At 36.0% G+C, this 14,104-nt stretch carries 14 protein-coding genes and 1 riboswitch; of the genes, 9 read left to right on the forward strand and 5 right to left on the reverse strand.

Annotated features, from left to right (window positions below; translation table 11 throughout):
- Positions 1–615 precede the first annotated feature (615 nt).
- A riboswitch (purine riboswitch) is annotated at positions 616–715 on the forward strand.
- A gap of 271 nt (positions 716–986) precedes the next feature.
- The 4 genes from PVA17_RS22435 to PVA17_RS22450 all read left to right on the forward strand — a co-directional run bounded on the left by PVA17_RS22435 (position 987) and on the right by PVA17_RS22450 (position 7,378).
- The gene (locus PVA17_RS22435; protein WP_132361046.1) at positions 987–2,174 is read left to right on the forward strand and encodes an MFS transporter; all 1,188 of its coding nucleotides are present in this window, start codon (positions 987–989) and stop codon (positions 2,172–2,174) included.
- A 397-nt stretch (positions 2,175–2,571) separates the two neighbouring features.
- Positions 2,572–2,706 carry a hypothetical protein gene (locus PVA17_RS22440; protein ID WP_274069027.1) on the forward strand — a complete coding sequence of 45 codons (135 nt, stop codon included), beginning with the start codon at positions 2,572–2,574 and terminating at the stop codon, positions 2,704–2,706.
- 338 nt (positions 2,707–3,044) lie between these two features.
- Positions 3,045–3,995, forward strand: coding sequence for an alpha/beta hydrolase (locus tag PVA17_RS22445; protein ID WP_274069028.1), 951 nt, complete (start codon positions 3,045–3,047; stop codon positions 3,993–3,995).
- Between the two features lie 776 nt (positions 3,996–4,771).
- Entirely contained in the window at positions 4,772–7,378 is a 2,607-nt protein-coding gene (locus tag PVA17_RS22450; protein WP_274069029.1) for a cation-translocating P-type ATPase, read from the forward strand.
- A 43-nt stretch (positions 7,379–7,421) separates the two neighbouring features.
- On the opposite strand, the gene PVA17_RS22455 is transcribed toward PVA17_RS22450, so the two are convergent.
- From PVA17_RS22455 to PVA17_RS22465, 3 genes are all read right to left on the reverse strand, one after another.
- On the reverse strand, positions 7,422–7,913 hold the full coding sequence (locus PVA17_RS22455; RefSeq protein ID WP_132361040.1) for a DUF3231 family protein: 492 nt from the start codon (positions 7,911–7,913) through the stop codon (positions 7,422–7,424).
- A 280-nt stretch (positions 7,914–8,193) separates the two neighbouring features.
- On the reverse strand, positions 8,194–8,481 hold the full coding sequence (locus PVA17_RS22460; RefSeq protein ID WP_274069030.1) for a hypothetical protein: 288 nt from the start codon (positions 8,479–8,481) through the stop codon (positions 8,194–8,196).
- 110 nt (positions 8,482–8,591) lie between these two features.
- Complete coding sequence (locus PVA17_RS22465) at positions 8,592–9,287, reverse strand: cupin domain-containing protein (RefSeq protein ID WP_132361036.1); 696 nt, start codon at positions 9,285–9,287, stop codon at positions 8,592–8,594.
- Positions 9,288–9,523: 236 nt separating this feature from the next.
- On the opposite strand from PVA17_RS22465, the gene PVA17_RS22470 reads away from it, so the two are divergent.
- A complete protein-coding gene (locus PVA17_RS22470) occupies positions 9,524–9,745 on the forward strand; it encodes a transcriptional regulator (protein WP_132361034.1) in 222 nt (73 codons plus the stop codon).
- A gap of 377 nt (positions 9,746–10,122) precedes the next feature.
- Here the strand turns inward: PVA17_RS22470 and PVA17_RS22475 are convergent, their stop codons facing one another.
- Entirely contained in the window at positions 10,123–10,731 is a 609-nt protein-coding gene (locus PVA17_RS22475) for a DUF998 domain-containing protein (protein ID WP_274069031.1), read from the reverse strand.
- Between the two features lie 785 nt (positions 10,732–11,516).
- Between PVA17_RS22475 and PVA17_RS22480 the strand changes: the two genes are divergently transcribed.
- Genes PVA17_RS22480 through PVA17_RS22495 form a run of 4 tightly spaced genes read left to right on the forward strand, consistent with a single transcriptional unit; the run spans position 11,517 to position 13,687 of the window.
- Positions 11,517–11,732 carry a transcriptional regulator gene (locus PVA17_RS22480; protein ID WP_274069032.1) on the forward strand — a complete coding sequence of 72 codons (216 nt, stop codon included), beginning with the start codon at positions 11,517–11,519 and terminating at the stop codon, positions 11,730–11,732.
- A 6-nt stretch (positions 11,733–11,738) separates the two neighbouring features.
- On the forward strand, positions 11,739–12,998 hold the full coding sequence (locus tag PVA17_RS22485) for a Y-family DNA polymerase (protein WP_274069033.1): 1,260 nt from the start codon (positions 11,739–11,741) through the stop codon (positions 12,996–12,998).
- Positions 12,999–13,011: 13 nt separating this feature from the next.
- On the forward strand, positions 13,012–13,344 hold the full coding sequence (locus PVA17_RS22490) for a YolD-like family protein (RefSeq protein ID WP_132361024.1): 333 nt from the start codon (positions 13,012–13,014) through the stop codon (positions 13,342–13,344).
- The gene (locus PVA17_RS22495; RefSeq protein ID WP_248716187.1) at positions 13,337–13,687 is read left to right on the forward strand and encodes a YhjD family protein; all 351 of its coding nucleotides are present in this window, start codon (positions 13,337–13,339) and stop codon (positions 13,685–13,687) included. The genes PVA17_RS22490 and PVA17_RS22495 overlap by 8 nt, the downstream gene beginning before the upstream one ends.
- Here PVA17_RS22495 and PVA17_RS22500 read toward each other — a convergent pair.
- Positions 13,668–13,907, reverse strand: a complete 240-nt coding sequence (locus PVA17_RS22500; protein WP_274069034.1) for a LysE family transporter — start codon at positions 13,905–13,907, stop codon at positions 13,668–13,670. The genes PVA17_RS22495 and PVA17_RS22500 overlap by 20 nt on opposite strands.
- Positions 13,908–14,104 lie beyond the last annotated feature (197 nt).

Consider the following 14,104-nt stretch of genomic DNA (forward strand, 5'->3'; position numbering starts at 1 on the left):
GAGACAGACGAGACCCCGCACGAAGCGAAGCGTAGGAGGAGGCTCGGCGCTCGCCCGCGGAAAGCGAGCGGAATGCTTCGGAAAACAACAGTAGAGTCAACAGTGCCAAATGAAAAAAGCGAGGTATTCAACGATTTACTCGTTAAATACCTCGCGATGTGAGAAGATATAGACTTTTTCAGTGCCCTCCGCTTGTGTTGCCTCTTTTTCCACTTTTTTAGTTGGCTGATAACTCTTTACAAACTTTATAAGTGGGGTAATAGACACAAACTGTTGAATTTTCAACGGTTTCTCTTATGGGGATTTGCTGTTTGCTGAGACTAGGAGAAATGATTGCTTGTTTATCGATTGAGAGCCCTTCTATTACTGGTTCTACACCATAAAACAACAATAAAAAATAGCATACTAAACCTACTATACGCAAACAATCACCTCGCAATGTTCTGTTATATTAGTATGTATGGTCAAACATAAAAAAATATAAGTAAAATCTAAAACTTCTCTCTTTTGAAATGATTTTTTATTCGGTAAGCGTTTGTATGTCAATGATTGAAAGGTATAGTAAATCGATTTTATGAAATAAATGTTGTCATGGAAAATTCAATATGCTAATATAGCTAACGTAAATATTTGATCTGTATAACCTCAATGATATGGATTGAGGGTCTCTACCAGGAACCATAAAATCCTGACTACAAAAATTTTGCTTTATTTTTGTAGTCAGGATTTTTTCTTTTAACTTCTTTCAGCAAAAGTAAGTGGTGAGATGAATGCGGTTTTAAGTCACTTTTCAGCGGTGTCCAAACATCTGTACCTGTCGCGCTACGCTTTCGGTACAAAAAACATCCGCTGAAAGAAGTTAATGCCTCTGGTGGATGTCACAGAATCGGCTTTGTACATGCACAACCCGATTCCGACGCAATTATGCTGAGGCATAAATTGATACCTCTCTACAAAAATGAAAGTGTAACAGAAGGGTGATTATTATGAATTGGAGAGTATATATTCTTGCCGTTACTACCTTTGCAGTAGGATTGGTGGAATTAATTGTAGGTGGTATATTACCAACAATTGCAGAGGATTTAAATGTGTCCTTAGCAACTGCGGGACAATTAATTACCATATTTGCTCTTGTCTATGCAATATCTGCTCCTGTCCTTTTATCATTAACCGCAAAAGTGGAAAGGAAGCGCCTTTATCTTATTTCTTTATTTATTTTTACTTTAGGTAATCTGATGACGTATTTTAGTACGACATTCTCGATCGTCATGATTGCTAGAATTTTCACGGCGATGAGTACCGCATTGGTCATCGTTTTATCCTTAACGATTACAACAAAAATTGTTGAACCAAAACATCGTGCAAAAGCTTTAGGGCTTGTTTTCGTAGGTGTCAGTTCGGCACTTGTCATCGGTGTCCCAATGGGGATATTTGTAGCTGAAGCATTTGGATGGCGAGCTGTGTTTTTAGGAATTGCGCTTCTTTCAACTGTATCTATGATTCTTATTGCGTTACTGCTTGAAAAAATGCCTGTTGTAGAAGTGGTTCCATTAAAGGCTCAAATTAAATCATTAGCGAATTTAAAAATCTTAAGTGCACAATTAACAACACTATTTATGCTGGCAGGTCACTATATGCTTTACGCATATTTAACTCCATTTTTAGTAGAAGCATTTGATATGAGTGCCTCATGGATTAGTATCTGTTATCTAATCTTCGGAATAGCGTCTGTCAGTGGGAATGCTCTCGGTGGTTGGCTAGGTGACAAAATGGGTACTGGTAAAGCCATTCTATTGATTGTATCTACCTTCGCCGTTGTATTATTTAGTATTCCTTACACGATTGTTGCGTTACCACTCTTTTTAGTCGTAACAATTTTATGGGGTGCACTTAGCTGGGCTCTTACACCGCCATTACAAAATTATTTAATACAGACTGATCCAAAAACATCTGATATTCAACAAAGTTTAAATACGGCTGCATTACAAATCGGTATATCCATAGGTTCAGCTGTTGGTGGGGCTATGTTTACTGTTACAGGATCTGCTATGCATTTATCTAGCTTCGGTGTCATTTTAGTTTTATGTGCGCTAGGCTGTGCTATTTTCTCTCTAAAAAGAGCGCCAGTTTCACATGAGGCTGAGCTAGGGCTGAAATCGGCTCACAATAATTAGAGTGGCTCATCGAACGTCTAGGAAAGCGCTCAGTCGGAACAGAAATCAAGTAATAGCTAGAATTTCCGATGAAATTTGGCCTATCATTAAGCATTTTGCGAAAACGTATGTCATGTGAAAAGTTGATTGAAGTGGAGGCTTAGCGATAATCCCTGGGGTCAGCAATAAAGAGGAACAAAGGCTAAAATTATCACGTCCTGTGATAACGCCTTCGTGACCAATATCATGTTGTGGATGCCCCCGGGAAAGCGCTCAGTCAAAACGGCAATCAACCACGTTATGGTGACGAACTTTTAGAGTGCATTTTTTGGTTGAAAATATCCAGAAAATACTACTGTAAAAGAAGGACAATTATATAGCGAGATAGAATGTAAGTTTAGAGGAGGTTGGTAAATACATGCAGATAGATTTAACGGAATTTAAAGAATCAAATGTGAAAGTTGTCGCAACGATTGACCAGACGCTTTACCGAAATGTGGGTGCTATTATTTTATATGAAGAGGATTCACACACTACAAGGGGCCCATTTTGAGTAATTATATTCAAATGCCCTTAGTATATTTTTATACATAAATAATTTTACTAACTAATAAAAGTGATAGACTTCTCTTAGCTTTTTTAAGTGAAAATAGTTAATCATTATGAACACCCCATGCTCACATTTCTTGAAGTGTTTTCCCCTATGTAATTCATTAAATGATGTCCCTTAAGAACTAATTGTTTAAAATTAAAATTTCCTTTTAACTGAATTAATACAGCGTAGTTATTGCTAGAGTGCTGATTAATTCGCCAAAGTTATTATTAGCTGATGAACCAATTGGGGATAGCCAATCGGGTACGGGCGTAATGGAACTAAGGAGGTGTTAAATTGTGCGAAAAAAACTTTTTATTATTTTGTTCATCATCGCAATACTGCTGCTTGTAACAAGGATTACGTATAAAATGGAGATGAATAACATGAGTAATTACCCAATACCTGGAGAGATGGTAGAAATTAATCAACATACTATTCATGTTTATAAAACGGGTGAATCATCAAAAAGTAATTCTAGAATCATATTGCTACCTGGCAGTGGAACGACTTCTCCTTATGCTGATTTCTATCCTCTATATAGTAAATTAAAGGACCAATATGAAATCATTTTATATGAACGTCCTGGCTATGGCTGGAGCGATAAAACAGCTGACGATCGCAATATTGATACAATGGTAGATGAATTACGAGAAACGCTTCAAAGAGTAAATGAGGCTCCTCCTTATGTGCTAGTGGCCCATTCTATGGGGGCCTTAGAAACAATACGTTATGCACAGCGTTACCCGCAAGAAATAACAGCGCTTGTTTTTATTGATGGCATTAGTCCAACATACGCAAAGAACTTTCAATATACATTCACTAAAAAAATTAGTTGGAATACGATAAAGGGTATCGGTGAAATAGGACTAATTAATGCAATATCTAAAACAGGAGTCCTAGATAAGGTTTTCATTGATATTGATAATTTACCAAAGGACTTACAAGATATAAAAAAAATCATGGCCATAAAAAATATGAACAATTCTACAATGGAGAACGAAATACAAGAGATGAGCTCTAATGGAGAAATAATATTACAAAATGGGACCCTAGGAGATATTCCATTACTTTTGTTTAGTGCAACAAATAATGGCTATAAAAATTGGTCACAAACACAAACAGAATTATTGGGGTTATCTACAAATACGAAGCAAGTAGTTTATGAAAACACTAAGCACTACATACATCATGAAAAAGCTGAACCTATGGCACATGAAATTCAAATATTTTTAGAACAACTCGATTAAAATGTATTCAGGTTTCTTCATTGTTTTAATCAAACTCGTCTTCTAAAAAATTATATTAATAATATCTAGAGAAAACAGTTTGTAATCGCAAGCTGTTTTTTTAGTTGTACGCCTAGCATGGACATAATCTAATTGGTACCAGTCAGTCACAAAGATAGAAGTAGTGTTAGCCAAGTGCAAGGCACCTCCTACTCGATAAGGAAATTGTAGAGTTTTAAGTTGTGGATAATCAAGGGCAGAGTTTTCTCTAATCTAAGACATTATATCCTCGAGGTCACTTCAATCTCTCGAGTGCTTTAACGCAGAGGTTTTATCAGCGATTCTAGCTCTTTTATCAGCGATGATCGTTTGTTATTTGCCCTTCAACTTTTGATGTAATAAAGTTCTTAATTTCTTAGTAGTACGAGTACTGCTGTTCGGAAATTGATGGAATTTCCATAAATATAATACAGAATCCATTTTATATGTTTACCTATCAAATAAATATTTAATTTCTATATCGATTATTATCATACTGGAATAGGACAAGGAATAGATTGTTGTAGTTAAAGTATTTTAGGGGCTCGAGTAGATAGAGAGTCTGATGATTCAACACTATTTTTAGGATATATAAGTTTCTCTCTGCCTAAGATAGATAATTCAAAGGGGTCTACTGTTGGGAATCTAACGTATTAACTAATAACAGTATTTTCTCCTGAATCCAGTCAGTGAGAAGGAATTCGGGATAAGATGGCTGCTGTGAGTTACTTAATAATTTCAATTGGAGGGGGAATCGAATGTCAGACTATCATCAACAATCATCAGCTGAAGTTATGAAAAATTTGAACGTGACAGATCAAGGATTGAGTGATTATGACGTTCAAAAGAGGCAAGAAGTGTACGGCTATAATGTATTAAAGGAAGGAAAAAAAACAAGTGCATTCGCCGTTTTCTTTGGGCAGTTTAAAGATTTATTAGTCATTATTTTAATCATCGCTGCTTTCGTTTCATTTCTATTAGGGGAAGTAGGAAGCACGATTGTGATTATGGTTGTCGTTATATTGAACGCAATCCTAGGAACTGTACAGCATATTAAGGCAGAACAGTCTTTGGATAATTTAAAAGCCTTAACCTCTCCGATTGCCAAAGTAATGCGAAATAATCAACTCATAGAGATTTCTTCAGAAGATATAGTCGTTGGGGATCTTCTGTATTTGGAGGCCGGCGATTATATAAATGCAGATGGGAGATTATTAGAAAGTCATAATTTGCATATCAATGAAAGCTCGTTGACAGGTGAATCAATCGCTGTAGCGAAAAGTATCGATCCTATTAAGGAAGGCAATGTAACAGTTGCTGATAAAAGGAATATGGTGTATTCTGGAAGTTTTGTGACGACAGGTCGAGGTATTGTCATGGTTACAGCTATTGGGATGCAAACGGAAATCGGCAAAATTGCAAATTTACTTGATACTGCAAAAGAAAAGAAAACACCTTTACAAGTAAGTTTGGATCATTTCGGAGAAAAATTAGCTTTAGGGATTACGTTAATCTGTTTAGCCATTCTCGTGATTGACCTTGTTAGAGGGCGTGCGCTAGTAGAATCGTTTATGTTTGCTGTTTCACTTGCCGTCGCAGCAATTCCAGAAGCATTAAGCTCCATTGTTACCATTGTGCTAGCTTTTGGGACACAAAAAATGGCAAAGGAAAATGCCATTATTCGAAAGCTTTATGCTGTTGAAAGTCTTGGCAGTGTATCTGTCATTTGTTCAGATAAAACAGGAACATTAACTGAAAATAAAATGGTTGTACAAGAGGTATATGTGGATGAAAAAGTTATTCCACATGATCAGCTACACACTGGAAATGCAGTTGAGAAAGATCTTATGTTAAAGGCAATATTATGTAATGATGCTGTAGGAAGGGACGATAAGGAATTCGGTGATCCTACTGAGATTGCACTCGTAAAACTAGGAAAGCAATATGGTTTTGACGAAATCCAGATAAGAGATCATTATCCAAGGGTGACCGAAATACCTTTTGATTCAGATAGAAAGCTCATGAGTACTGTAAATACTATCAATCAGCAATCTATCATGATTACAAAAGGAGCATTAGATGTCCTTCTCCCTAAAATTATAAAAATAAAAACTTCAAAAGGTATAGTTACTATTACAAATCAACAACGTCAAAAAATCGAAGCGGTAAATCGTGATTTTTCTATGAATGGGTTAAGGGTGCTAGCAGTCGCCTACAAAGAGGTAAAGGAAAATCAAGCAATTGATGCAAGAGCTGAAAAAGACTTAATATTTGTTGGTTTAGTCGCGATGATGGATCCGCCAAGACAAGAATCTAAAGGTGCAGTGGAAAAGTGTATAAAGGCTGGTATCAAACCGGTGATGATTACAGGGGATCATAAAATTACGGCAACCGCTATTGCCAATCAAATCGGGATTTTAAATGATCCCTCTGAAGCGATTGAAGGGCATGAAATAGAAGGCCTAACAGATCAGCAGCTTCAAGAAAAGGTTAATGATTTTTCTGTTTATGCCCGAGTAACACCAGCTCAAAAAATTCGTATCGTTAAAGCGTGGCAGGAAAAAGGACATGTCGTTGCCATGACAGGAGATGGTGTTAATGATGGCCCAGCCCTAAAACAGGCCGACATTGGTGTGGCAATGGGCGTTACCGGCACAGAGGTCGCTAAGGATGCCTCTTCTATGATACTAACAGATGATAATTTTTCAACGATTGTTAAGGCTATTGCAAACGGTAGGAGTATCTATACGAATATTAAAAACGCTATTTTGTTCTTATTATCTGGGAATGCAGGTGCCATTTTTGTTGTTTTATATGCAACAATATTAGGTTTACCAGTTCCTTTTGCGGCTGTGCATCTATTATTTATTAACTTACTAACGGATAGTTTACCGGCGATTGCAATCGGTCTAGAGCCGAATAACAAAAAAACAATGAAGGACAAGCCCCGAAATATTCATACACCATTATTAAACAAAGCATTTACTACTCAAGTGGTACTCGAAGGATTGCTAATTGCCATTTCTACAACTATTGCCTTTGAAATCGGATTGTCAACGGGAGATACCCTAACGGCGAGCACTATGGCATTTACGACATTATGTTTGTCACGATTAGTGCATGGCTTCAACTCCAGAGCTAAAGAATCGATCTTCGCCATTGGACTATTTTCGAATAAATATACTTGGCTTGCATTCTTTATCGGTTTTTTAAGCTTACACGCAGTATTGTTTATTCCAATGCTTACAAGTGTGTTTGAGGTTGCCACATTAAGCACCGCACAATTAGGCTTTATTTATAGCTTGTCTGTGCTACCGTTCCTTGTGAATCAGTGGTACAAGCTGTTGTTCGTGAGAAGTCGATAACAAGGTAAAAACACAGAAGCTCTCGTTGTCAAATGAGAGCTTCTTACATTACAGTCTTAGTAGGAGCTAGAAGCCAGCCTTTGTCATTACTGAGTCGCACTAGCTTTGCACCAAGTATGGCATACCTCATATGAAGTTCTCCATATTTTGCAGTATGCTTCTTCTTAACGGATATTTCTAAAGCCTGGCTAACTGAAATAAGTGAAGAAGCTATATTCATCGATAAAATGGCACTAATTTCTGTATCATTAATGGCTTTTTTTCCTCGGATATTGCCCATTTTCAATTGTCTGTAGTCGATTGAAGTAGTAGGAGCAAGTACCCCGTTTTCCTTTAATAACACTGTTAGATGTTTATTTTCCTCTTTTAAACATTGCACAAAATCTACGATAATAGCCTTTAATTTTTTATCAATGGCATGCTTGAAAAATGCATGATTTGAAGCTATATAGCCATTATTAACGCCAATCTGTGTCCATATTTTAAAAATTTCTCTATAGCGTAGTGATGCTAGATTTTCATTTACTAATTCCATAGTTACACTTCCTAACTCATGTTCTCGTTCATTTACTTGAGATTAGGATGTGTTAATAAATGAAATTCTAATCACTTTTTACAATAAAAGGGTTAATCGCTATGAGTCGGTTCGCTTGTGCTCCAGGGGCTCATCTGTGACATTGTGTAGTTCATGCGAAAACGATTAGCAAAGGACACGCTGCTTAAACCCAAGAGAAAACTGATCGGATCAGTGCCAACTCGGAGTGAAAATCAACCTTTGTTATTGTTACACATTATTTGTAGATAAGCTGAAAGGTTTATTCCTTTAATTTCTTACTTTTAAAGCTATTAATGGTTGTTTTTAATGCAGCAAAATTTCCAATAGCTGCATAACCATAAAAAAAGCCCATAAATATTCCTGCAATAAGATTATGTCTATGGCTAATGAAAATTGAAATAATCAAGCCAATAGCAAGGGCGATTGCGGGAACATATTTAGGCTGAACATGCATAAACACCTTAATGAGCTGTGTAATCAGTAACACAGCTGGAACGGCTATTACAGCATCCCAAAAATTCGTATGGATCACTGGAAATAATTCCATTTTCTACACCTCTTTTAGTAATAACGAAGCTATGACTTAAAATTAGATTTTCCTTTTTATTTATTTTTATGCCATGAAAGGTGTAGTGCTTATGAGTCATCCACTATTGCTTAATAATATGAGCCATAAGGATTCATATATGGATTCATATTTGGATAGTGATATGGCGGATATGGGTTCATAAATTGTGAAGGTCTATACTTATTTTTATGTTTATGATGGGGATCTTTTTGCTCCTTTTGATCTTTTTGCTTTTCAGAGGTTGATTTTACACGGTTACAGTCTTTAGGTGGACCGATATATGTTGATGGTACAATAGGCGCGATTGTTTTCTTCCACTGATTTTCATCTAAACAATAAGTGTGAGCCATAACATTGGAAGGTGTAAATTTCAAAATATCTGAACCTAAAATAACATCAGGAGTTGGAGCATCAAAAATAGCCAATAAATGCGTGTCATTCTCAGTAGCTATTTCATAATGCCACCATCCTTGTGGTACATTGGCAACTTGGCCAGGCTCGATAGGATAGTTTTTAAACTCTTTTGTAAAAGGATTAAATATAGAAACAATGGCAGCACCAGAAATACAATAAATAAGTTCTGCTGCATTTTGATGATAGTGAGGCTCTATCACCTTATTTCTACTTAGAAAAATATCAAGCAAAGATATATTTTCTAACGTATTTAGTTGTTCTACACCTAAAATATTAATAAAATTCCGATCATCTTTTTTGAAAAGAGTATTGTCATTTACATCTGAAGTGAACTCGGTTGATGACGAAGTATAGTCAATATTCGAGCTAATAATTACATCCTTTCTAATTAATTTTCAATACATATCTTAAGCACAGAATATGTACAAAGCTATTTTAGGCTTACACGAACGCCCACTTTATTGCCCTCCTTAAAAATTAGCTGAAATTCTCTCTTCTAATTAAGAACATATGTGCGTATAATGTGAATACGAACTTTCGTTCGTTTAAAGAACGGCTCTGTTGTGCTCACTGTATATAACAGAGTTAGTAAAAAGGAGCAACGAGGATGAAAGAACAGTTAATAAAAGTAATGCAGCGTCAACAAGTAGTTAGCATGATGTATGTAGCCAAGTCGGGTGTTATTACGAAAAGGCGTGTAAAAATCATAAAGATCGTTGGTGATTCCTTTACAGCATTTTGCTATACGAGACAGGCAAAGCGTACGTTTATTATTAACAATGTTCTAGCAATAATGCCCGTTACACATCGAAAGCGTGAGGTGATATGAATTACGACAATCTACCGCATAAGGACACTGACATGAAATGCTTTTACGCAAGCTGTTTGCCATGCTAGAAGGTTTAGATATCTTGAAAGACTCATTGCAGTTATTAGGAATTTTGAGCAACCCGGTAGTGTCGTACTCGCAGCCTGGCCAGTAATGAAGGAAAAGTTCCATCGAAGACAATAGCAAACAGATAAAAAACGGATTAGCTTATTGTTAAAAGTAGCTACTAACGTAGAAAAAACCGATCCTCGGTATGTTAGGGGATCGGTTTTAATTTTTTTGTAATTTTCAACAAAAGCATCTCCAAGACTAAAAACCCAATCATTATGCAACAATCACGCATGTTTGTTTAATTGTTAAAAACCTTCATTCATTTATCATAGAAGGTAAACGAACCAGATGCTTACGACAATAAACCAAATGTTGATTGACAACAGGAACACTCGCTCACATATCCCAAAGATAAATCGCAACGGCTTGAACATCGTTACAATAACAGCCCCAAGTGAGATAGAAGAAACCATGGTTATGATGTAAAAAAATAGATTTAGATTTTCAAAGTCCTCCAGTAATTTCAACTGACTTCCTCCACGATTAATGACCATATAGGAAAAAGTGAACGCAAGAATAGCAAATAAGTAATGGAGTTTTCCTCGAACCGTAAGTTTTTCTCCTTCTAGGTCAGTTGGAAAGAATAACATAAGGATACGGGAGATGACCATTAGAATGATTAAAATTGGCATGGATGAGGATATGGAGAAGCGATCTTTTACATTTAACAACACGATAGCAAGTGACAATGCCCCTAAGTTGCTGAACCAAGCGTAAATTAAAAATAAATTTTTTGTAGCACCTACACCGTAATCACTTACAGCATGTCGAAGAGGATGATAGCCTGTTTTCTTAAAGTGAAGTATGAGAAAAAAAATGAAATAACTCAAAAAGAACAATACGGCCACAATCGATAGAATTTTCTCGATGGACAATTTCAGACCTCCCAAAGTTCATTCAGATTCAGTTCCCTAACAGTTCCTTCCTCGTTTGTTGAATAGCATCGTCGACAATTTAATTTTAAATGACTTTATTATTTTATGATTTAAACGGTTTTATTATCACGAAACTTGTTTTTTTATAAGAATCCATTTTTGTAAACGGAGATATATAACATTTTCACTTTAGAAAAAAAGCAAAAAACGAGCCTGTGAATTTAATTATTCGTTAGCTCGTTTCATGAAAATTAAAGCGGAAGGTCTTTTCGTTTAAATACTTCTAGACTTGCTATATAAACAACTATACCAATACCTAAAAGAATGATTAGCTTCCACCAATAGTTTTCGCCTTCCAGAATAGCAGTTGTATCAAATAATGCATTGACTGTGAAGTAATTAAGTACATTAAGGCTTTCGTCAACCGTACTTAACAACTGGAATAAGAAAAAGGCAATAGGGAACCAGTCCCAAAAGCAAGGGAGTTTTTCGTTAAGTTGCAATAGCTTGAGAAAAAGAACGAAATACCGCTGATATTAATTTTATTTGTTTTATAATGTTTCACGTCTACTTGACAGTGGTAAGTCTAGTGCCATTGAGTACCTGGTATTTTATTGTTTCCAAAAATTTAATCTTGTTAAAATGCAAACATTTGTTCTAGAATGTATACAAACAAATGTTCTTACGTATGATAGGTAAAGGGAAAATTAATGTGCCAATAAAAAATATCAATAATACACAGCTATTATTGATGAAATTTCGAGAGATAGTGGGAGGAAACTAAGATGATAGGGCAACTGATTAAAGCTATGCAGCGCAAACAATTTGTGAACATGATGTATGTAGCAAAAGGTGGTTCCGTATCAAAAAGGCGTGTAAAAGTCATTAAAATTGTTAGTAATTCATTTCAAGCATTTTGTTTTACAAGACATGCAAAACGTACTTTTTTGATCAGTAATGTTCTAGTCGTTATTCCTTTCCTTTTGTTAGTAAGGGCGTGAAGCTGTATGAATTATGAAAGTATGCCCAATAGACCTATTATGTGTATCGATATGAAATGCTTTTACGCCAGTATCGTAGCGATGTTACATGGGCTAGATGTTTTAAAAACGCCAGTTGCAGTAGTAGCAAACTTTAACCAACCAGGTAGCGTAGTGCTTGCTGCCTCCCCCTTAATGAAAGAAAAATTTAATATCAAAACTGGTAGTCGTCGTTATGAAATACCTAAACACCCTGACATTAGATTGTTTGAGCCTAAAATGAGTTTCTTTATTCAAATGTCAATGACGATTACAAAATTGATCTCTAATTACGTACCAGTTGATGCTATACATGTGTATAGTGTTGACGAAAGTTTTGTTGATTTAACCGGCACTGAAAAGCTTTGGGGTTCGCCTGAAGAAACAGCTAAGGAAATACAAAGGGCTATTCTTGACCAATTTAATATACCTAGTGCAGTAGGTATGGGGCCAAATATGTTAATAGCTAAATTAGCTTTAGACCTTGAAGCAAAGAAAACAGGCTTTGCTAAATGGACGTATGAAGATATTCCAAAGAAATTATGGCCTGTACGACCTCTATCCGAAATGTGGGGCATAGGAAAACGAATGGAAGCAAATCTAAATGCTATGGGAATACAAACAGTTGGTGGTTTGGCTAATACAGATCTAAAAGAATTAGAAAAGCGCTTTGGTGTAATGGGCAGTCAACTCTATTATCATGCGTGGGGAATAGATCTATCCAAATTAGGGGAGCCGTTAATAACAAACGGCACTTTAAGTTTTGGGAAGGGCCAAATGCTGATGAGGGATTATCACACACGAAAAGAAATCTCTGTAGTGCTCCTAGAAATGTGCGAAGACGTAATGAAACGCACACGTGATGCAGGGTTTGTTGGCCGTACAATCAGCTTAGGTCTTTCTTATAGTCGAAACGCCATGACCAAAGGGTTCCATCGGTCTAAAACAATTGCAGTGCCGACAAGTGAAACCCTTGTAATGTATAAAACTTGCCTTGAATTACTGGATGAACACTTTGCAGGGGAACCAGCTCGACAGTTATCTGTCCGAATAGCCAACTTAGAGAGAGAGCATAGTATCCAATTAGATTTATTTGACGAACGCAAACCACAACGTCAAGTCATAGGACCTACTATGGATGCCATACGCAATCGGTTTGGAGCAACATCAATATTAAGAGCAGTGTCTTTCACAAAAGCTGGTACAGCTATTAATCGAGATCGCCTAGTTGGTGGTCATTTGGCATAGGAGTGATTTATGAATGATACAGGACAGAGGTAATATTAAATGGGCATCGATGATGTTGCCAGAGCATCTAGAGCTTCTTAGAGAATATAAACAGGAGCGTACAGAACAGCCAAGAGAATTGACTGAGTGGGAACTGGAAGAACTACAAAAAACAATTGATCAAGCTTTTAATCAGCAATTGGAGATAAAATTAGAAGTGTGGAAGAACTACAAAATTACACAATGGACTGGAATAATTAAATCGATGAATACTAATGAGCTCATACTTGAAACACTACTTAAAACGAAAAGTATTCCAATCCAAAGTATTCAATCAGCCCAACTGGATGCTGATTACTATGATTAAAGCCGACGAAAGACAATTACTTCATAAGTATCTTTTGTTAGAGCTAGCAGTTAAATCATTGCAGGTTGACTATTGTAAATTAGAGCAGTTTAAAATGAAAACGGTATTTCTTCCAATGATGGATTCATTGCTAAAGGATCTAAGACAAGAATATTTTAACCTCAAACGAGAACTGGCACAAAAACGTATACGAGTTGTAGGTTGGCAACCAGTAGATGAATACTTTAGTGACGTGCAAGTTGCCACTGCAGGTAATGATGTAGTACTCCGCTATGCAAATCAAGCTCTTAAATCACAAGTGGAAAAGCTGTTGATTAATCATATTACAAATGACAGGTATTAGGCATAAGTATTGCTTTCAACCAGATGGAATTGATAAATTGTCCAATTCCCAAATATACGATAAACATATATATAATGTCGGTCAATATGGCACCCAGACTAAAAAACCATGCATGAAAAAAGCCATTTTTTAAACCTGTATTTAATAGGACAGTCTTAACAGGTCCAATTGTTGCAGCCATTGATAGTCCTAAAAAGATATAGGTAAATATAGAATCCATAAAATAGCCTCCAATTATCAAATGTACTTGCATTTTATTCGAAGGCAATGATTTTTAGGACAATTTAAAAGGGCAATTCTAATAGGGTTTTAGTATTTGTTTCTCTGTTTTAGAGGTATTTTTAACATAAATATTTCAGTGTCAGCTTTTTTTCATGTTTAATTAGGATAATTATATAGTTGGAGAATGGTAACCAT

Source organism: Lysinibacillus sp. CNPSo 3705 (assembly GCF_028674935.1).
GTDB lineage: Bacteria > Bacillota > Bacilli > Bacillales_A > Planococcaceae > Lysinibacillus.

Coding starts and splice junctions, on each gene's coding strand:
- PVA17_RS22500 (WP_274069034.1), bottom strand. CDS start 13,907: ATGGATTCTATATTTACCTATATCTTTTTAGGACTATCAATGGCTGCA.
- PVA17_RS22440 (WP_274069027.1), top strand. CDS start 2,572: ATGCAGATAGATTTAACGGAATTTAAAGAATCAAATGTGAAAGTTGTC.
- PVA17_RS22450 (WP_274069029.1), top strand. CDS start 4,772: ATGTCAGACTATCATCAACAATCATCAGCTGAAGTTATGAAAAATTTG.
- PVA17_RS22490 (WP_132361024.1), top strand. CDS start 13,012: ATGATACAGGACAGAGGTAATATTAAATGGGCATCGATGATGTTGCCA.
- PVA17_RS22435 (WP_132361046.1), top strand. CDS start 987: ATGAATTGGAGAGTATATATTCTTGCCGTTACTACCTTTGCAGTAGGA.
- PVA17_RS22455 (WP_132361040.1), bottom strand. CDS start 7,913: ATGGAATTAGTAAATGAAAATCTAGCATCACTACGCTATAGAGAAATT.
- PVA17_RS22485 (WP_274069033.1), top strand. CDS start 11,739: ATGAATTATGAAAGTATGCCCAATAGACCTATTATGTGTATCGATATG.
- PVA17_RS22470 (WP_132361034.1), top strand. CDS start 9,524: ATGAAAGAACAGTTAATAAAAGTAATGCAGCGTCAACAAGTAGTTAGC.
- PVA17_RS22460 (WP_274069030.1), bottom strand. CDS start 8,481: ATGGAATTATTTCCAGTGATCCATACGAATTTTTGGGATGCTGTAATA.
- PVA17_RS22480 (WP_274069032.1), top strand. CDS start 11,517: ATGATAGGGCAACTGATTAAAGCTATGCAGCGCAAACAATTTGTGAAC.
- PVA17_RS22495 (WP_248716187.1), top strand. CDS start 13,337: ATGATTAAAGCCGACGAAAGACAATTACTTCATAAGTATCTTTTGTTA.